15 protein-coding genes are annotated in these 18,863 nt (G+C 69.0%); 9 read left to right on the forward strand and 6 right to left on the reverse strand.

The window, feature by feature from the left end; genetic code table 11:
* Positions 1 to 46: 46 nt before the first annotated feature.
* The gene (locus ACI2JO_RS05935; RefSeq protein WP_404719781.1) at positions 47 to 1,249 is read right to left on the reverse strand and encodes a penicillin-binding protein activator; all 1,203 of its coding nucleotides are present in this window, start codon (positions 1,247 to 1,249) and stop codon (positions 47 to 49) included.
* Between ACI2JO_RS05935 and rsmI the strand changes: the two genes are divergently transcribed.
* Positions 1,248 to 2,093, forward strand: a complete 846-nt coding sequence (rsmI, locus tag ACI2JO_RS05940; protein WP_404719782.1) for a 16S rRNA (cytidine(1402)-2'-O)-methyltransferase — start codon at positions 1,248 to 1,250, stop codon at positions 2,091 to 2,093. The genes ACI2JO_RS05935 and rsmI overlap by 2 nt on opposite strands.
* A 115-nt stretch (positions 2,094 to 2,208) precedes the next feature.
* On the forward strand, positions 2,209 to 4,128 hold the full coding sequence (locus ACI2JO_RS05945; protein WP_404719783.1) for a beta-N-acetylglucosaminidase domain-containing protein: 1,920 nt from the start codon (positions 2,209 to 2,211) through the stop codon (positions 4,126 to 4,128).
* A gap of 120 nt (positions 4,129 to 4,248) precedes the next feature.
* On the opposite strand, the gene ACI2JO_RS05950 is transcribed toward ACI2JO_RS05945, so the two are convergent.
* The 3 genes from ACI2JO_RS05950 to ACI2JO_RS05960 all read right to left on the reverse strand — a co-directional run bounded on the left by ACI2JO_RS05950 (position 4,249) and on the right by ACI2JO_RS05960 (position 8,139).
* Positions 4,249 to 5,571: a dihydrolipoamide acetyltransferase family protein gene (locus ACI2JO_RS05950; RefSeq protein WP_404719784.1), complete on the reverse strand. Its 1,323-nt coding sequence runs from the start codon at positions 5,569 to 5,571 to the stop codon at positions 4,249 to 4,251.
* Positions 5,572 to 5,576: 5 nt separating this feature from the next.
* Complete coding sequence (locus tag ACI2JO_RS05955) at positions 5,577 to 6,581, reverse strand: alpha-ketoacid dehydrogenase subunit beta (protein WP_404720334.1); 1,005 nt, start codon at positions 6,579 to 6,581, stop codon at positions 5,577 to 5,579.
* Positions 6,582 to 6,840: 259 nt separating this feature from the next.
* Positions 6,841 to 8,139, reverse strand: a complete 1,299-nt coding sequence (locus ACI2JO_RS05960; RefSeq protein ID WP_404719785.1) for a 3-methyl-2-oxobutanoate dehydrogenase (2-methylpropanoyl-transferring) subunit alpha — start codon at positions 8,137 to 8,139, stop codon at positions 6,841 to 6,843.
* Between the two features lie 196 nt (positions 8,140 to 8,335).
* Between ACI2JO_RS05960 and ACI2JO_RS05965 the strand changes: the two genes are divergently transcribed.
* The 5 genes from ACI2JO_RS05965 (at position 8,336) to ACI2JO_RS05985 (ending at position 16,304) form a co-directional block, all read left to right on the forward strand.
* Positions 8,336 to 9,094: an ImuA family protein gene (locus ACI2JO_RS05965; protein ID WP_404719786.1), complete on the forward strand. Its 759-nt coding sequence runs from the start codon at positions 8,336 to 8,338 to the stop codon at positions 9,092 to 9,094.
* 213 nt (positions 9,095 to 9,307) lie between these two features.
* Positions 9,308 to 10,057, forward strand: a complete 750-nt coding sequence (locus tag ACI2JO_RS05970) for an ImuA family protein (protein WP_404719787.1) — start codon at positions 9,308 to 9,310, stop codon at positions 10,055 to 10,057.
* Positions 9,972 to 12,341: a DUF6504 family protein gene (locus ACI2JO_RS05975; RefSeq protein ID WP_404719788.1), complete on the forward strand. Its 2,370-nt coding sequence runs from the start codon at positions 9,972 to 9,974 to the stop codon at positions 12,339 to 12,341. The genes ACI2JO_RS05970 and ACI2JO_RS05975 overlap by 86 nt, the downstream gene beginning before the upstream one ends.
* A 118-nt stretch (positions 12,342 to 12,459) precedes the next feature.
* Entirely contained in the window at positions 12,460 to 15,765 is a 3,306-nt protein-coding gene (locus ACI2JO_RS05980) for an error-prone DNA polymerase (protein ID WP_404719789.1), read from the forward strand.
* A gap of 89 nt (positions 15,766 to 15,854) precedes the next feature.
* A complete protein-coding gene (locus ACI2JO_RS05985; RefSeq protein WP_404719790.1) occupies positions 15,855 to 16,304 on the forward strand; it encodes a BLUF domain-containing protein in 450 nt (149 codons plus the stop codon).
* 4 nt (positions 16,305 to 16,308) lie between these two features.
* Here ACI2JO_RS05985 and ACI2JO_RS05990 read toward each other — a convergent pair whose 3' ends face one another.
* Both ACI2JO_RS05990 and ACI2JO_RS05995 read right to left on the reverse strand, forming a co-directional pair.
* Positions 16,309 to 17,310 (reverse strand): fumarylacetoacetate hydrolase family protein, encoded by a 1,002-nt coding sequence (locus ACI2JO_RS05990; RefSeq protein ID WP_404719791.1) that lies wholly within the window; start codon positions 17,308 to 17,310, stop codon positions 16,309 to 16,311.
* A 52-nt stretch (positions 17,311 to 17,362) separates the two neighbouring features.
* Positions 17,363 to 17,980 carry a helix-turn-helix transcriptional regulator gene (locus ACI2JO_RS05995; protein ID WP_404719792.1) on the reverse strand — a complete coding sequence of 206 codons (618 nt, stop codon included), beginning with the start codon at positions 17,978 to 17,980 and terminating at the stop codon, positions 17,363 to 17,365.
* Positions 17,981 to 18,064: 84 nt separating this feature from the next.
* On the opposite strand from ACI2JO_RS05995, the gene ACI2JO_RS06000 reads away from it, so the two are divergent.
* Together ACI2JO_RS06000 and ACI2JO_RS06005 are read left to right on the forward strand one after the other, a co-directional pair.
* Positions 18,065 to 18,241 (forward strand): hypothetical protein, encoded by a 177-nt coding sequence (locus tag ACI2JO_RS06000; RefSeq protein WP_404719793.1) that lies wholly within the window; start codon positions 18,065 to 18,067, stop codon positions 18,239 to 18,241.
* On the forward strand, positions 18,238 to 18,657 hold the full coding sequence (locus ACI2JO_RS06005) for a hypothetical protein (RefSeq protein ID WP_404719794.1): 420 nt from the start codon (positions 18,238 to 18,240) through the stop codon (positions 18,655 to 18,657). The genes ACI2JO_RS06000 and ACI2JO_RS06005 overlap by 4 nt, the downstream gene beginning before the upstream one ends.
* Positions 18,658 to 18,863: the final 206 nt, after the last annotated feature.

The raw sequence follows: 18,863 nt of genomic DNA on the forward strand, positions 1-18,863 counted from the left end.
ACGATCCTCTACACGACCGCCCCCGGCATGCCATAGCCCGCGCTGGCTATTTTCCGGTGAAGCCGGTTGGAGCCGGAGACACCGTCACCGTCTCGCCACCACGGATCTCCTGCACCTCCAGCGCGCGTTCGGCGACATTGTCGCGCCCGAAGCGAAACGCGCCATCGATCCCTGCGAAACCGTCGGCGTCGCGCAGCCGGTTCTCCGGGAATGCCGCGCCCGGCCGCCACTCGCGCGAGATCCGCACCACCAGCAGCACCGAGTCGTAGCCCAAACTCGACAGCCGATACGGCGCCGTGTTGAACCGTGCGCGGTAATTGCGTGCATATTGGCGATATAAGGTGTCCGGCACGCTAGCGAACCACGCCCCGTTCAGCACCGCCGACGACCGCGACGCGCCGTCCGAATTCCACAGCTCGGTGCCGAGGATCTGCGTCGACGGACTGTTGCGCCGGATCAGTGGCACCGCCGCGGTCGCGGTCGCCGCGCTGTCGGCGACCAGCACCGCGCCGAACGGCGCGTCCTTCGCCATCCGCTGCACCGCGCTGCCCAGCGCGCCGCTGCCACGATCATAGGTCTGAAGCGACACGACGCGCCCGCCGGCCTGTTCGACCGCGCGCAGGAAGGCGGTCGATGCGCGGCTGCCGTATAGCGCGTTGGGAACGATCCCGCCGAAATTGTCGATCCCGCGCCCGCGTGCATAGGCGACGACGCGCTCGATCGCCTGCGCAGGGGCATAACCCAGCACATAGGCGCCATTGCCCGCCACGCCGGTATCGTTCGAGAACGACAGCACCGGCACCTTCGCCGCACGCGCGATCGGCGCGACCGCGCGGACGTCTTCGGCAAGCAGCGGCCCGAGGATCAGCTGCGCGCCTTCGCGGATTGCGCGGCTCGCCGCCGCCGCCGCGCCGGTCGCGGTGTCGTAGCTGGTGATCCGCACCTGCTGGTTGCGCGTGTCGAGCAGCGCCAGCTGCGTGGCGTTGGCAAGGCTGCGCCCGACACCGCCGTTGCTGCCGGTCAGCGGCACCAGCAGCGCGACACGGTTGCGCGCGGCGTCCTGCGGCAGCCCGCTCACCACCTCCGGCGCGGTTTCGCGCGGCGGCGGCGCTGGCTGTGCGGTCGGCGCCTGCTGCACCGGCCCGCGCGGCACCACCGTCGAACAGGCCGCGAGCAACAGCGCCCCCGCGACCGTGATGACGCGCGACATTGCGCTCGACCATTGCGAACGCCCGATCGCCTCTGCCATGACTACTCCCGTGAACCCGTTGACCCCTGGCCTGTACATCGTCGCCACCCCGATCGGCAATCTCGGCGATCTCTCCCCCCGCGCGGCCGAGGTGCTCGCGGGCGCGGACGTGATCGCCGTGGAGGATACGCGCGTGACCGCCGGATTGCTCCGCCACATCGGGACCAAGCGCCCGATGACCCCCTATCACGACCATAATGCCGAGCATGTCCGCCCGCAGTTGATCGCGCGGATGGCGAGCGAGGTGGTCGCGCTGGTCTCGGACGCGGGCACGCCGCTGATCTCCGACCCCGGCTACAAGTTGGTGCGCGACGCCCGCGCGGCCGGGCATCAGGTCGTCACCATCCCCGGCCCGTGTGCCGCTGTCGCAGCGCTGACGCTCGCCGGACTACCGACCGACCGCTTCTTCTTCCTCGGCTTCCTTCCCTCGAAGGAGCAGGCGCGCGCCACCGCGATCGCCGAGGTCGCCGCGATCCGCGCGACGCTGGTGATCTACGAGGCCGGCCCGCGCCTCTCTGCCTGCCTCTCCGCGCTGGCCACCGGGCTCGGCGACCGCGAGGCGGCGGTGACGCGCGAGATTACCAAGAAGTTCGAGGAAGCGGTCACCGGCACGCTGTCGACGCTTGCCGAACGCTATGCCGATGCGCCGCCGAAGGGCGAGATCGTCGTCGTCGTCGCCCCGCCCGAGCCCCCCGCACCGGCCGCGATCGAGGATGCCGACGCCGCGCTCGCCGAAGCGCTCACCCGCCTCCCCGCCTCGAAGGCGGCGGGGGAAGTCGCCAAGGCGTTCGGCGTCGACCGCAAGGCGCTCTACGCTCGCGCGCTGGCGATGAAGGGGGAGTGACCGCCTGCTACCTCGTCATGCCGAATGAGGGGTGAGGCGAACGATCAGTGCAGTTGCCCCGGCCCCGGCAACGTCCTACGACGCATATAATACCAATAGCGTACCGGAGAACGACATGACCCGCCGCATCGGCCTGCCCCTGCTGGTCGCCACGCTCCTGTCGTCCACCCCGCTCACCGCACAGGTCGCCACCCGCCCGGCGATCTTCCCCGCACCGACCGAGCTGACGCTCGGTACCGACACCATGGCCTTGGGCCGCCAGGTCACATTGGTCGCCGCGCCCGGCACCGATGCCGCCACCGTCACGTTCGCGGAGCAACTCCTGCGCGACGCCGGCGTCGAGACGATCGCCACCACGCGCCGCCTCGATCGCGCGTCAAAGCAGCCGAAGATCGTCCTCGGCCTCGCCGATGCGCCGCTCGTCCGCACCGCGCTGGCCGGCACCACCCCCGACACGGCGCGCGAGGGCTATACGCTCACCATAACGCCCGCCACGCACACCATCACGCTCGCCGGCCACGATGCCGACGGCCTGTTCCACGCGGTGCAGACGCTCCGCCAGCTTGTGCAGCGTCCCACGCTTCCCGCACTGGTGATTCGCGACCATCCCGCCATGCCGGTGCGCGGCACGATCGAGGGTTTCTACGGCAAGCCATGGACGATGGCCGAACGCACCCGCCACCTCGACTTCCTCGCGACGGTCAAGGCCAACACCTACGTCTACAGTCCGAAGGACGATCCCTACGCGCGTGATCGCTGGCGGGAGGCATATCCAGCCGCTACGCTGGCGCAGCTCGGCACGCTGGCGGCAGCCGCGTCGCGCAACCATGTCGATTTCGTCTACGCGATCTCACCGGGGCCGACCATTTGCTTCTCGGCCCCCGCCGACCTTCAGGCGCTACACACAAAATTTGATGCATTGCGCGCGATCGGTATCCACCGTTTCTACGTCGCCCTCGACGACATCGAATATAAGAAATGGAATTGCGAGGCCGATCAGGCCGCGTTTGGCCCCTCGGGCGCGGCGGCAGCGGGCAAGGCACAGGCGCAACTGCTCAACGCGGTGCAGGCGGACCTGACGCGCCGCGATCCCAAGGCGCCCCCGCTCATCATGGTCCCGACCGAATATTACGACGCCAAGGACTCACCCTATAAAGCGGCGCTGCGCGACAATCTCGACCCCAAGGTGGTGGTGCAATGGACCGGCACCGATGTCGTACCGCCCGCGATCTCGGTGCCGGATGCCAAGGCCGCGACCAAGGCATTCGGGCGCAAGACGCTGCTGTGGGACAATTATCCGGTCAACGATTATGCGCAGACCACCGGTCGGCTGCTGATGGCGCCCTATGCACGCCGCGAGGCGGGGCTGTCGGGCGAGCTGACCGGTATCCTGTCGAACCCGATGAACCAGGAAGCGCCGAGCCGCGTCGCGGTCACGGGCGTGCTGGCGTTCGCATGGAACGACAAGGACTACGATGCCGAGCGCACTTGGCATTGGTCGGCGCGCGAACTGGCCGGCGGCGACACACACGCGACCGACGCGCTGCTGACCCTGTTCGATACGCAGCACATGGCCCCGACCTTCGGCAGCCAGCCTTGGCAGGAACAGTCCCCGCGCCTCCACGCGCTGCTCACCCGTGTTCGCGAGGCGCTGGCCGACGGCGATACCGGCGCGCGCGCGCAGGCGATCGCCGATCTGGCCCGCGCCGCCGACGACGTGGCCGCCGCCCCAGACGCCATTCGTGGCGGCGTGGCGGATACGTCCTTCACCAACCAGTCACGCCCGTGGCTCGACGCACTGGCGCTTTGGGGCCGCGCGCTGCAACAGACCGCCGCCGGCCTCACTGCCGCCGACGCGCACAGCTCCGCCGCCCGGCAATACTTCGCCGACGCTCAGCGACTCGCGACTGAAGCGGCGGCGGTAAAGACCATTCCCGGCGCGACGCGCTTCGACGGTACGATCCGCATCGCCGATGGCGTGCTCGATCGTTTTATAGCGGACGCACCAGGCTTGATCGGTACAAAGGCGCGCTGAGGGATCCCGCCGTTGGGGCGCGCGTTCAACGCGCCCGGGAGGGCAAGGCTTCGTTTCCGGTGGAGCCGGTTGTCCTCACCGTCGGCATGGCGACGGAAGCGCGGGTATCCGTCGTCCCCGTCAGTCGGCGAACAGCAGCACCGGCGTTTCCAGGTACGTCTTCAGCGCCTGCACATAGCTCGCCGCGTCCCAGCCATCGACGACGCGATGGTCGCAGCTGATCGACAGGTTCATCAGCTTGGCCCGCACGATGTCATCACCCCGGAAGACCGGACGCTCGACGATCTTGTTCGGCCCGATGATCGCCACCTCGGGCCTGTTGATGACCGGCGTGGTCGCGATCCCGCCGAGCGGCCCCAGCGAGGTGACGGTGATCGTGCCCCCGCCCAGCTCCTGCGGCGTCAGCTTGTTGGCGCGTGCTGCCCCCGCCAGCCGCGCGATCTCGGTCGCGAGCTGCCAGACGTTGCGGTCCTGCGCGTCGCGGATGACGGGAACGGTCAGCCCGGCATCCGTCTGCGTCGCCATCCCGACATGCACGCGCCCTGTGCGCGTCACCACGCCTGCCTCGTCGTCGTAGCGCGCATTGAGCATCGGGAAGTCGGGCAAGGTCCGGCACATCGCGACGATCAGCAGCGGCAGCAGCGTCAGCTTGGGCCGTTCGCCGCGATGCGCGTTGAGGTCGGCGCGCATGTCCTCCAGCGCGGTGACGTCGATCTCGTCGACATAGGTGAAGTGCGGAATGTTGCGCTTGGACGCCGCCATGTTCTCGGCGATGCGACGACGCATGCCAATGACGCGCACCTGCTCGTCCTCGCGCGCCCGCGCGGCGTGCGGGGCGTGATAGCCCTGCCCGGCATTGTAGCGGAGATAGGCGTCGAGATCGGCGTGGCGGATCCGCTCGCCCTCTGGCACGCGGATCGCGGCGAGGTCGACGTTCAGGTCTTTGGCGCGGGCGCGAACCGCAGGGGAGGCGAGGACGGGAGAGTGGGCGGTATGAGACGCAGGCTCCCTCTCCCCTCCGGGGAGAGGGCTGGGGTGAGGGGCCGGGGTCTCACCGAGACCGGCCTCTCTGCGAGGCTCCCCCCCCTCTCCCAAACCCTCTCCCCGCGGGGGAGAGGGCTTAGCGGCAACTTCCTCGACGCCCGGGTTCTCCGCCTCCAGCGTCTCCGGTTCCGCGGCCGGCGAGGCAACCTCACCCTCCCCCTCGGTCTCGATCACCACCAGCGGCGCGCCGATCGACACCTGATCGCCGACCGCACCCGCGATCTCGACCACCACGCCCGCCACCGGCGATTCCATCTCGACGGTCGCCTTGTCGGTCATCATGTCGGCGAGGCTCTGGTCCTCCTCGACGCGGTCGCCGACCGCAACGTGCCACGCGACGATCTCCGCCTCGGAAATGCCTTCGCCGATGTCCGGCAGCTTGAAGGTGAAACGCGCCATCTGCCTTAGTCCTTCAGAATTTTCTTGAGCGCCTGCCCGATCCGCACCGGTCCGGGGAAATAGGCCCATTCGAGGCTGTGCGGATACGGCGTGTCGAAGCCGGTGACACGCTCGACGGGCGCCTCGAGGTGGTAGAAGCACCGCTCCTGCACCAGCGCAGCCAGCTCCGCACCGAACCCGCTGGTCCGCGTCGCCTCATGGACGATCATGCAGCGCCCGGTCTTCTTCACGCTCGCCTCGATCGTCTCGATGTCGAGCGGGACGAGCGTGCGCAGGTCGACGATCTCGGCATCGACGCCAGTGTCGGCAACCACCTGCGCGCAGACGTGCACCATCGTGCCATAGGCGAGCATCGTCACCGCCTCGCCCTCCCGCACCACGTTCGCCTTGCCGAGCGGGATCTTGTAATATCCCTTCGGCACCTCCCCGCCGGGATGCTTCGACCAATTCTCCGCCGGGCGATCCCAATGGCCGTTGAACGGGCCGTTGTAGATGCGCTTCGGCTCGAAGAAGATCACCGGATCATTGTCCTCGATCGCCGCGATCAGCAGCCCCTTGGCGTCATACGGCGTCGAGGGGATGACGGTCTTCACCCCGGAGACGTGCGTGAAGATCCCCTCGGGCGACTGCGAGTGCGTCTGCCCGCCGAAGATCCCGCCGCCGAACGGTGAGCGCACCGTCAGCGGCGCGGTGAACTCGCCGCCCGAGCGATAGCGCAGCCGCGCCGCCTCGCTGACCAATTGGTCGAGCGCGGGGTAGATGTAGTCCGCGAACTGGATCTCAGGCACCGGGCGCAGCCCATAGGCTCCCATGCCGACCGCGACGCCGATGATCCCGCATTCGGTAATCGGCGTGTCGAAGACGCGGGTCTTGCCGTATTTCTTCTGGAGCCCCGCGGTCGCGCGGAAGACGCCACCGAAATAGCCGACATCCTCGCCCATGACGACGATCGCCGGATCGCGCGCCATCGTCAGGTCCATCGCAGAATTGATCGCTTGGATCATGTTCATGCGGGTGGTGGTGTCGTCCACCGGTTGTTCGATTGTGTCGGTCATATCGTTTCCTGCCCTCGCCCCTTCGCAGAAGGGGAGAGGGATACCGTAGCTTGGCGGCGCAGCCGCTTAGCGGAGGTTGGGTGAGGGGATGGCGCTGCGGAGCAGCGCGCGAGCCGATGGCTCGCTCCACCCCTCACCCAGCTACGACTAGGCAGCGAGCTGCCAAGTCTACGCATCCCTCTCCCCTGTCCAGGGGAGAGGGAAAGACAGGCCCTCACGTCCGGTCCCATGGCCGCCCGCTCGCGGTTTCCTCGTCGATCATCATCTGGCGCTGCTCGCGCAAATGCCACGGCATCTCCTCGAACACCCCGTCGAACAGCGAGTCGAGCGGCTGGCGCAGCCCGTGGCCGAGCACGCCGTTCTTCTCGGCCTCCTTCTGCACCGCCTTCACTTCCTCGGCGACCTCCCGGTCCATCTCGGACTGTTGCGTCTCGTCCCATTCGCCGATCGCGATCAGATGGTCCTTCAGCCGCCGGATCGGATCACCGAGCGGCCACGCGGTCGGCTCGCCTGCCGAGCGATATTGCGTCGGATCGTCGGAGGTCGAATGGCCCTCGGCGCGATAGGTGAAATGCTCGATCAGCGTCGGCCCGGCGTTGGTGCGCGCGCGCTCCGCCGCCCAGGCGGTCGCGGCATAGACCGCCAGCGCATCGTTGCCGTCGACGCGCAGGCCGGCAATCCCATAGCCGACCGCGCGTGCCGCGAAGGTCGTCGCCTCCGCGCCCGCAAAGCCCGAGAAGCTGCTGATCGCCCATTGGTTGTTGACGACGTTGAAGATCACCGGCGCACGATAGACGGTCGCGAAGGTCAGCGCGGAATGGAAATCACCCTCCGCGGTCGAGCCCTCGCCGCACCACGTCGCCGCGATCCGCGTATCGCCCTTCGACGCCGAGGCCATCGCCCAGCCGACCGCCTGCGGATATTGCGTCGTCAGGTTGCCCGAGATCGAGAAGAAGCCGAAGCGCTTCTCCGAATACATGACCGGCAGCTGCTTGCCCTGCAGCTTGTCGCCGGTGTTCGAATAGATCTGGTTCATCATGTCGACCATCGGGCACCCGCGCGCGATCAACAGCCCCTGCTGGCGGTAGGAGGGGAAACACATGTCCTCGGCATCCAGCGCGTGCGCCGCGGCGACCGCCACCGCCTCCTCGCCGAGCGACTTCATGTAGAAGCTGGTCTTGCCCTGCCGCTGCGCGCGGAACATCCGCTCGTCGAAGACGCGGACGGTCGCCATGTGGCGCAGCATCCGCCGCAGCGTGTCGGGCGACAGCCGCGGGTTCCAGGCGCCGACTGCTTGGTTATTCTCGTCGAGGACGCGCACCATCGAATAAGCGAGGTCGGTGAAGTCGCGTGCCGCCTCGGCGGTATCAGGGCGGCGTGCCGCGCCGGCGGGCGGGATGGCGACATCGGAGAAATCCACCGCATCGCCCGGCCGAAATTTGGGTTCGGGGACGTGCAGCGACAGGGGCGGCAGGTTGCCGCGCGGGTGCACGATACCGGGTTCTTCGCCCACGTTTCACTCTCCGTCATGCGCTGCTTGGCACGCAGCACGATTTCAGCCGCTTGTAATATTGTTTCAACGCCAGTCAAAGCCATTTTGAAGCGCTGACCACACAATCCGGCCGGTTTGGATCGTGACAGACCATTGACTCGCGCCGTGATTCTGGAACAAATTGCGAACGAAAACCCGCTGCGGAGTCCTGTCTGTCGTGCCCGAGTCGAGCGCCCTCATTTCTTTGCGCGAGACGCTGTGCGCCTTGGCGGGCGACGGACATAGCCGCAGGCGGATCATGCCGTTCGGGGTGCCGGACATCGACTCGAGCCTGACCGACGGGGGATTGCGGCTCGATGCGCTGCATGAGGTTGCGGCGGCGACGCCATCGCTGCGCGACGATGCGGCGGCGACCTTGTTCGTCGCGGGGGTTGCGGCGCGGGCGTGGGGGCCGATCCTTTGGGTGGTCCGGCGGCGTGACCTGTTTGCGCCTGCGCTGACCCAATCCGGTTTGATGTCGAAGCGCGTGATCCATGCCGAGGCCGACGACGACGCCGGGGTGCTCGCATTGATGGAGGAAGGCCTGCGCCATCCGGCCCTCGGCGCGGTGATCGGCGAGGTGCGCCGCGCCACTCCTGCGGCAACGAAGCGCATGCATCAGGCCGCGATGCGGGGGCGCACCGTCGCGCTGTTGCTCAAACGCCCCGCCCGCGAAGGCGGTGATCCGTTCGCGGCCACCTCGTTGGCGGCTACTCGCTGGCGGATCGGCACCGTGCCGATGGTCGGCACCGCGCGCCCGCGCTGGGAGGTGACGCTCGCGCGGCAGACCGACGGCGCGCCGTTCGCGGCGACCGCGATAGCCTGCGACGACACCGGACGCCTCGCGCCGGTGGTCACCCGCCGCGAGCAACGCCGCGTGGTGAGCGAGATCTTGCGGGTGACACGCTCGGCGGAGGATCAGGCGGAGGCGGCATAGTCTCCTTCCCCCATGGATCGTCCCCCCGGACTTGATCCGGGGCCCCGCTTCTTCTTGTCAGCCGCGGTAGCAGCGGGATCCCGGATCAAGTCCGGGAAGACGAACGAGGCGAATAATAGGAGCAGCCGACCCCCACATTCCTAGCTACCGCAAAGCCTTGACGCCGGAACGCAGATAGGAACAAATAGCGAACATATTGATTGCGAGTCGCCTGTGCCCGGTCCCGTTCCCACCCTTGCCGCGCTCCGCGAGAGTTTGCAGGCCATCACCGGCGAGGCGCGTGACCGGCCCGTGCTGCCGTTCGGCATCGCTGAACTCGACACGCGCCTTGCCGACCACGGAATGCGGACCGATGCGCTCCACGAAGTATCCTCGCGCGGCACCGGCTGGGGCGACGATGCCGCCGCGGTGCTGTTCGCCGCCGGGATCGCCGCGCGCACGCAGGGCGAGGTCTTGTGGGTCGTGCGCTCGCGCGACCTGTTCGCGCCGGGGCTGTTCCAGGCCGGGCTCGCGCCGTCGCGCGTCGTCTATGCCGAGGCGCGCGACGACGCCGAATTGCTCGCGCTGGTCGAGGAAGGGCTGCGCCACCGCGGGCTCGGCGCGGTGGTCGGCGAGGCGAAGCGCGTCCAGATGGCGCAGGCACGCCGGCTGCAACTCGCCGCCGAGGGCGGCGGCACCCCCGCCTTGCTGCTGCGCCGCCCGACCCTCGACGGCACCGATCCGATCACCGCGCCGTCCGCGGCGGTAACGCGCTGGCGAGTCGCGCACGCGCCTTCGTCGCAGGTGCCGTGGGGCGGGCTGGGCCGCGCGTGCTGGCACGTCGAATGCGTGCGCCAGCGCGGCGGCGATCCGTTCGAACTCTTGGTGGAGGGCTCCGATGAAACGGGTCGCCTCGCTCTACCTGCCCAGCTGGTCGATCGACCGGCTGCGGCGGATCGAGCGCCGCGCCGCGCGGTCGGCTGAAGCCGACGGCCGCGCCGCTTTCGACGCGCTGGGTGTCGACGCCGCCGCCGAGCGCGCGCAGCAATGCTCGGTGCCGCGTGGCGGCGGCTGGCGTCCCGGCGCGCGCTGGGCGCGCACCGACCCCGGCAGCGGGCTTGCCGACACGCGCGACCAGGTCGAGAGCGCGGTCGCCAGCCTGCCCGTGCACCGCCGCCCCGCACAGCGTGAGCTCGGTCGCACCAGCGAGGCCGCCGCCACCCCGTTCCGCGAACTGTCGCGCCGCACCGAGGCTGCCGAGCCGCTGTTCCGACCCGGCACGCGCGGCTGGCACAACGAGGACCTGCAAGCGACGGTCGACGCACTCCCCGCGCACCGCCGCCCGTCGCTGCAGGAATTGTCGCGCAAGACCGAGCTGGTCGAAAACCCGTTCCGCCCCATGCCCCCCGACGAACCGGGCGCGCTGCGCCGCATGGGCCGGATGCCGCCGGTGCTCGGCCCCGGCGAGGATGTCGTCGTCCGCCGCGCGATGAAGGCGCCACGCCGCAGCGCGCGCGACGGGCATGGCGGCGAGGCCGGACATGTCGCCCCGCCCAATCTCGCGCAGAGCCTCAAGCAACTCGCCGCGATGCCCGCGGTGCAATTCCCCGGCGAGGGGCCGCACCCCGACAATCATGGCAAGAGCGCGCCGACTGCGCCCGGCTACGGCCACGGCCGCTTCTTCCAGACCGGGCGCACGCTGGCGACGATGGTCGCGCGCGTCTGCGACGACGAAGAAGCGTCCCCCCTGCCCGCGCCCGTCGACGAACCGCCGCTAGTGACGGTGCAGCGCAGCGGCGCACGCGTCGAGATCGCCGCCGCCAATGAAGCGGCGCGCGCGCTCGGCATCGGCCCCGGTACCGCGCTGACCATGGCGCGCGCGCAGGTGCCGGGACTCGACGTGCGCGAGGCCGAGCCCGAGCGCGACGCCGCCGATCTCGCCGCGCTCGCCACCTTGCTCGCGCGCCGCTGGGCACCGACCGTTGCGGTGTCGGACGCCGACGGACTGTTCGTCGAGCTGACCGGGGTCGCGCATCTCCACGGCGGCGAGGCGCGCTTCTGCCGCCGGCTGCTGCGGCTGCTCTCGCGCTACGGCATCGCCGCGCGCATCGCGGTCGCCGACACGCCGGGCGCGGCCTGGGCGCTGGCGCGGTTCGGCGCGCGCGATACGGTACAGATCGTTCCGCCAGCCGGGCACGGCAAAGCATTGGCGCAGCTGCCGGTCGCCGCGTTGCGGCTCGACGCGGCCCCGCTGGAACTGCTCGCGCGGCTGGGGATCGAAGCGATCGGCCAGCTCACCGCGCTCCCCCGCGCGCCGCTCGTCCGCCGCTTCGGCCGCGCGATCGCCGACCGCATCGATCAGGCGCTCGGCCAGCTGCCCGAACCGTTCGAGCCGATCGTCCCGCCGACGCGCGTCGTGGTCGAGCAGCGTTTCGTCGAGCCGATCGCCACCCCCGAGGCGATTGCGCACTGGCTGCGCGAACTGATGCAGCGGCTGGCTGTCGCGCTGGCCAAGGCCGGTCAGGGCGCGCGCGCGGTCGAGATGATCGCCGCGCGCGTCGACGGCGTACCACAGATTTTGCGGCTCGGCTTCGCTCGCCCGACCCGCGACGCCGCGCACATGCTGCAGCTCACGCTGCGCCGTATCGAGGAGATCGAGCCCGGCTACGGCATCGACGGCATCGCGCTGATCGTGCGCCGCGCCGACCCACTGGGTGCCGAGACACTCGCCCCCGCGCTCGCCGACGACGCCGCACCCGATCTCGCCCCGCTGATCGACGCGCTCATCAACCGCATCGGCGTCGGCCGGCTGTGGCGCATCGCCCCAGTCGAGAGCGACGTCCCCGAACGCTCGTGGACGCGCACCGCGCCGCTCGATCCGCCACAACGCGAGACACACAAGCTGCGCGCCGACGACGTCCGCCACCTCGACGCGCGCACTCCCGATCACCCATGGCACCCGCGCTGGCCGCGCCCGGTGTTGCTGCTGCGTCGGCCGGAACGGATCGACCACGTCCTCGCCGAACTCCCCGACCAGCCGCCGAAGCGCTTCACGTGGCGCGGCACCACGCATCGCATCGTCGGCGCCGAAGGACCGGAACGCGTCGCGGGCGAATGGTGGCGGCGCGCGCCCGAGCGGATGGCAGTCCGCGACTATTACCGCGTCGAGGACGAGGCCGGTCAGCGCTTCTGGCTGTTCCGCCGCGGCGACGGACTGCGCAGCGAAACCGGCGACCTCAGCTGGTTCCTGCATGGGCTGGGCAATTGAGCGGCGCCCATGTCATGCGATCCCGGTTCGTCATTGCGAGCGCAGTGAAGCAATCAAGAGCCGGACCAGTACGCCCTGGATTGCTTCGCTATGCTCGCAATGACGGACGGAAGCGGCGATGACCTATGCCGAACTTCAGGTCTCGACGCACTTCTGCTTCCTGCGCGGCGTGTCGTCGTGCGAGGAACTGTTCACCACAGCCTCGGAAATGCGCCTCCCCGCGCTCGGCATCACCGATCGCAATTCGGTCGCCGGGATCGTCCGCGCCATGGTCGCTGCCGAGCAGACCTCGGCGCAGGGCAACCCGGTGCGGATGATCGCCGGCTGCCGGCTCGATCTCGTCACCGGCGCGTCTTTGCTCGTCTGGCCGCAGGATCTCGCCGCGTGGAGCCGGCTTACCCGGCTGCTGACCATCGGCAAGGCGCGCGCCCGCCCGCAGCATGGCGAAAAAGGCCGCTGCTTCCTGCACTGGGAGGATGTCGCCGCGCACGCCGCCGGGCTGGTCGCCGCGCTCGTCCCCGGCACGGACGGTGCGGACGAGGGTGAGCTGCGCTGGATGGCCGATCTGTTCGGTGCAGGTTCGGGCGACCCGCGCGGCCATGTCTGCCTGACGCAGCAGCGCCGCCCCGACGACGCGCGCCGGCTCTACGAGGCCGCCACCGCTGCGCGCCGCTACGGGCTGGCCCCGCTCGCGACCGGCGACGTGCTCTACCATCATCCCGACAAGCGCATGATCCAGGACGTCGTCACCGCGATCCGCGAGAAGACCACGATCGACGCGCTCGGGCTGCGCCGCGAGCGTTCCGCCGATCGCTGCCTTCACCCGCCCTATGAAATGGATCGCCGCTTCGCGCGCTTCCCCGACGCGCTCGCCGCGGTCGAGGCGGTGGTCGAGCGCTGCACCTTCTCGCCGCGCGACCTGCGCGACCAATATCTCTACCCCGAAGAAAGGGTGATGGCCGGGCAGACGCCGCAACAGGCGCTGGAGAAACTCGCCACCCGCGCGCTCGACCGGCGCTTCGACGGTGCGGTCCCGCAGGCATATCTGGACCTGCTCGCCAAGGAACTCGGGCTGGTCGCGAAACTCAATTACGCCGCTTATTTCCTGACCGTCCATTCGATCGTCGAATATGCGCGCAGCCAGGACATCTTGTGTCAGGGGCGCGGGTCGGCGGCCAATTCGGTGATCTGCTTCGTGCTCGGCATCACCTCGATCGACCCGATCGTCCACCAGTTGCTGTTTGAGCGCTTCCTGTCCGAAAACCGCGCCGAACCGCCCGATATCGACATCGATTTCGAGCATGAACGGCGCGAGGAAGTGATCCAGTGGATCTACGACACCTACGGCCACGACCATGCCGCGCTGACCGCGGTGGTCAGCCGCTTCCGCGCGCGCGGCGCGGTGCGTGAGGTTGGCAAGGTGCTCGGTCTGCCCGAGGACATGACCGCCGCGCTCGCCGGGCAGGTATGGGGCTGGTCGGAGGAAGGCGTGGCCGACCGCCATGTCGACGCGCTCAACCTCGACCGCGGCGACCCGCGGCTCGCGCTCACGCTCGAACTGGCGCGCGAGTTGATCGGCACCCCGCGGCATCTGTCGCAGCATCCCGGCGGCTTCGTCCTCACCCGCGACCGGCTCGACGCGCTTGTACCCATCGAGCCCGCGGCGATGGCCGATCGCCGCGTGATCGAATGGGAAAAGGAGGATGTCGAGGAAGCCGGGATGATGAAGGTCGACATCCTCGGGCTCGGGATGCTCGGCTGTATGCGCCGCGCCTTCGACCTGCTCGCACGCCACAAGAATGTGCAGCTGACGCTCGACCATCCCGATCTTCAGACCGACGATGAGGCGACGTTCAAGATGATCCAGAAAGCCGACACGCTCGGCGTCTTCCAGATCGAGAGCCGCGCGCAAATGGCGATGCTGCCCCGGATGCTGCCGGTCAATTTCTACGACATCGCGATCCAGGTCGCGATCGTTCGCCCCGGCCCGATCCAGGGCGACATGGTCCACCCCTATCTCAAACGCCGCGAACAGAAGCGCCGCAATCCTGCGATCGAGTTCGACTATCCATCGCCCGAGCTGAAGGCGGTGCTCGGCAAGACGCATGGCGTGCCGCTCTTCCAGGAACAGGCGATGAAGGTCGCGATCGAGGGCGCGGGCTTCACGCCGGCGCGCGCCGACGAATTACGCAAGGCGATGGCAACCTTCAAATACACGCAGGGCGTCGGGCAGTTCAAAACCGAGCTGATCGAGGGCATGGCGAAGAAAGGCATCGGCCCCGACTTCGCCGAGCGGCTGGTCAAGCAGATCGAGGGGTTCGGCTCCTACGGCTTCCCCGAAAGTCACGCGGCGTCCTTCGCCAAGATCGCCTATGCGTCGAGCTGGATGAAATGCCACCACCCGGACGTGTTCTGCTGCGCGCTGCTCAATGCGCAGCCGATGGGCTTCTACGCCCCCGCGCAGATCGTCCGCGACGCGCGCGAGCATGGCGTGGTGATCCGCCCGGTGTGCGTCGTCGACAGCGATTGGGATACGCGGCTGGTCGAGGAGGGTGACACCATGCGCCTGCCGCTGCGGCTGGGAATGAAGATCGTCCACGGCGTGTCGATGATCGAGGTCGCGCGGATCATCGCCGCGCGTGCCGAGGCGCCGTTCCGCTCGATCGAGGATTTGTGGCGCCGCTCGGGCGTGCCGCTCGCGACGCTGGAGAAGCTCGCCAAGGCCGATGGCTTCCACGCGCTCGGGCTCGACCGGCGGCAGGCGTTATGGGCGATCCGCGGGCTCGGCGAGACGCCGCTGCCGCTGCTGGAGGCGGCCGAGCGCCGCGAACCGCCGGTCAGTCTGGTGCCGCTGACCGCCGGGCGCGAGGTGGTCGAGGATTACCGCGCCACCCAGCTCACTTTGCGCGAGCATCCGTTGTTCTTCCTGCGCGACCGGCTCGCCGACCAGCGCGTGATCCCGTGCGCGCAGCTCCGCCAGACACGCGACGGCCGCCGCGTCGAGGTGGCGGGGATCATCCTCGTCCGCCAGAAGCCGGGGTCGGCGAAGGGCGTGCTGTTCATCACGATCGAGGACGAGACCGGAGTCGCCAACATCATCCTGTGGCCCGACCGGTTCGAGGCGCAGCGCACCGTCGTGATGTCCTCGGCGATGATCAGCGTCACCGGCGTCGTGCAGCGTGAGGGCGAAGTGATCCACGTCATCGCCGATCGCATCCACGATCGCACCGCGATGCTGCGCGCGGTCGGCGACATCGACCTGCCGCGTCTCACCAGCCGTGGTGACGGCGCGACCCACCCCGGCTCACCCGATCGCGGCGACCCCGGCTGGAAAACGCGCGTGCGCAGTGACTATCACCCGCCGTTCCGCAACGGCTGCGATCCCGAGGACGTGATCCCGATCCGCAGCCACGACTTCCATTGAGCCGGACGCGCCGTATCCGCCGCCATCGCGGCGACGAATTGTAATGAATTGCGCTAACACTTGTTGTGAAATCTATTCATTTCAGGCGGATGGCTGATACCGTCTACCAGCTGGTCTATATCAGCCGCGCTGTTCGGCCGCTCGACGACATCGACCTGACGCAGCTGGCGGCGGAGGCGGCTCGCTTCAACGGCAGACAGGCGATCACCGGGCTGTTGCTTCACGACGGCGGCCGCTTCATCCAGGCGTTAGAAGGGGTGCAACCGCAGGTCGAGGCGTTGATGACGCGGATTGCGCGTGACCCGCGTCATGATTCGATCGCTTATGTCGAACGGCGCGCGGTGCCGGAGCGACAGTTCGGCGGCTGGGCGATGGATGCGCGTCGCGTCCGCGACGCAAGCGGCGCCACGCTGTTCCTTCACGATCTCAAGCAAATGCTCGCGACCGTCGACGACCATCGACTGGTCGCCGCCTTCATCGGCTTCACGATGCTCGGCCGCCCCGAGCTCCGCGCCCAGCGCGCGTCGCCCGAGGCGTAGCGGGTCAGCCGACCGTCTGTTCGATCGTCCCGAAGATCGGATGGTGGCGCTCGTCCTCCATCCAGATCCGCACCGTGTCACCCTTGCCGAGATACGGCGTCTGCGCCGCGCCGTGCTGGATCGTCTCGATCGTGCGCAACTCGGCGAGGCACGAATAACCGACCCCCCCGTCCGTGATCGGCCGTCCCGGCCCGCCATCGGCATCGCGGTTGGAGACGGTGCCCGACCCGACGATCGTCCCCGCCCCCAGCGCGCGCGTCCTCGCGGCGTGCGCGATCAGCGTTCCAAAGTCGAAGGTCATGTCCTCGCCCGCCTCGGCGCGACCGAACGGCGCACCGTTCACCTCGACCAGCAACCGGCGGTGCAGCTTGCCGTCCTGCCACCAATCGCCCAGCGCCTCGGGCGTCACGAACACCGGCGAGAAGGCCGACGCCGGCTTGCTTTGCAGGAACCCGAACCCCTTGGCGAGTTCGGCCGGGATCAGGTTGCGCAGCGATACGTCGTTGGTCAGTCCGACCAGCCGGATCGCGTCCAGCGCCTCTTCGCGCGTCGCGCCCAGCGGCACGTCGCCCGTGACCACCACGACCTCGCCCTCCAGATCGCAGCCCCAGTCCTCGTCGGCGAGCGGGATCGGATCGCGCGCGCCAAGAAATCCGTCCGACCCGCCCTGATACATCAGCGGATCGTGCCAGAAGCTGTCGGGCAGTTCCGCCCCGCGCGCCTGCCGCACCAGCGCGACATGGTTCACATACGCCGATCCGTCGACCCACTGATAGGCGCGCGGCAGCGGCGCGGCGGCGTCATGTTCGTGGAAGCGTTCGCGGGGAATCGCCTCGTTGCGGAGATCGACCGCCAGCAGCTCCAGCGCGGGTGCGACCTGCGTCCAGTCGTCGAGCGCGGCCTGCAGTGTCGCGCAGATATGCCCGGCATCGGCATACCAGGCCAGATCGTCCGAGACGACGACCAGGCGACCGTCGCGCCCCTGCTTCAAACTGGCGAGTTTCATGCGCTACCTCTCCTTGTTCTCCGGCGAGTGTAACGAGCCCGTGCGCGCGCCGCTACAGCCGCCGCAGCAGCAACGTCGCCCGCCCGATCACCGCCAGGTCGTCGGGCAAGACGCGCTCGACGGGCCATAACGGATTGTCGCTGCGCACTTCGATCGCGTCGCCGACCGGCACCAGCCGTTTGACCACCACCGCGTCACCGCGCCGCACGACATAGATGCCACCCCGTGCCACCACCCGGCGCGCATTGGCGTCGACCAGCAGCCGGTCGCCGTCCTTCAACGTCGGCGCCATCGAGTCGCCCGTCACCGCGATCACCGACGCCGCGTCGGGGGCCACACCCGCCCCGCGGAGGGCAGCGCGCGGAAGACGTTCTGTCCGCAGCACGCGCTCGTCGGGCACCTGCCCGGTCCCCGCCGCCGCGCGCACCGCCAGCCATGGCACCGCCACCTCGTCGCCGGGCGGCGGCGGTGCGCCCAGCAGCGCCTCGTCGATCGCGAGGAAGTCGGCGAGCATCCGCCGCTCGCGCTCGGGCAGGACGCGTGGCGAGCCGCGATTTACGTACTGCCCAAGATACGCCTGATTGCGTCCCAGCATCCGCGACAGCGCCGACAGCGCCACCCCGCGCGCGCGCGCCGCCGCTGCAAGTGACTGTTGTGGCGTGTCGTTCATCGACAAACCCTACACTGAGGATTTTTCCTCGACAAGAAGAACAAAACAGAACATATGTAGAACATAGATTCGGAGTGATGATCCATGTGTCTGCTGAGTGACATCGACATCTATTTGCGGCGCACCGGCGTGGCGGAAACCACGTTCGGACGGCGCGCGGTCAACGATCCGCGGCTGGTCCGCGACTTGCGCCGCGGGCGCATACCGGGGCCTGCGCTGTGCGCGCGGGTCGAGGCGATCCTGTCGGCGCGCCCGTCATGAGCACGGCGCGATTTGAGCGCGCGGTGTCGCATGCCGCGGCGCGCAGCGGCGTGTTGCTGGTGGTGGAACATCATCGCGCGACCGCGTGGCACAGCGCCACCTTCTCGGGCGAACGGCATGAGCTGGTGGCGAATGCCATCAGGGGGGATGCTCTGGAGGCGTGGTTGGCGATGCTGGGAAGCCTCGACCTCAACCTGCCCGGCCACATGCTCGCCGATCTCCACGTCGCCACGCGCGAGCCCTATGCCGACCGAGTCATGCTGCGGCTGGAAGGCGTGACCGTGGCGTGCGACCTTAGCGCGCCGGAATACGCTGCAACGTCCGCTCCAGTACGATCGGATCGACGAATGCCGCCGCCGACCTCGGCGTACAGCGGCGTAGCGCGCCCGGATCGAAGGCACTCAGCTTCAGATTGAGGTCGCGCGGCAGGGGCCGCTCCGGGGGCGGCGCCATCCAGGCACACGGTGCCGCTCCGCCTGCCGCAGTTGTGCGTTCGATACGCCGGCGCCCCAGCCGCGACACAGCCGCGCGCATGGCATCGAGCACGCCGTGGCTGCGCGCGGAAAGCGGAAGGGCAAGGATGTCGTCGATCATGTCCGCAGTATAGCGGCACAATCGTGAG

The sequence above is a fragment of the Sphingomonas sp. NPDC079357 genome (assembly GCF_044901155.1).
Taxonomy (GTDB): Bacteria; Pseudomonadota; Alphaproteobacteria; order Sphingomonadales; family Sphingomonadaceae; genus Sphingomonas.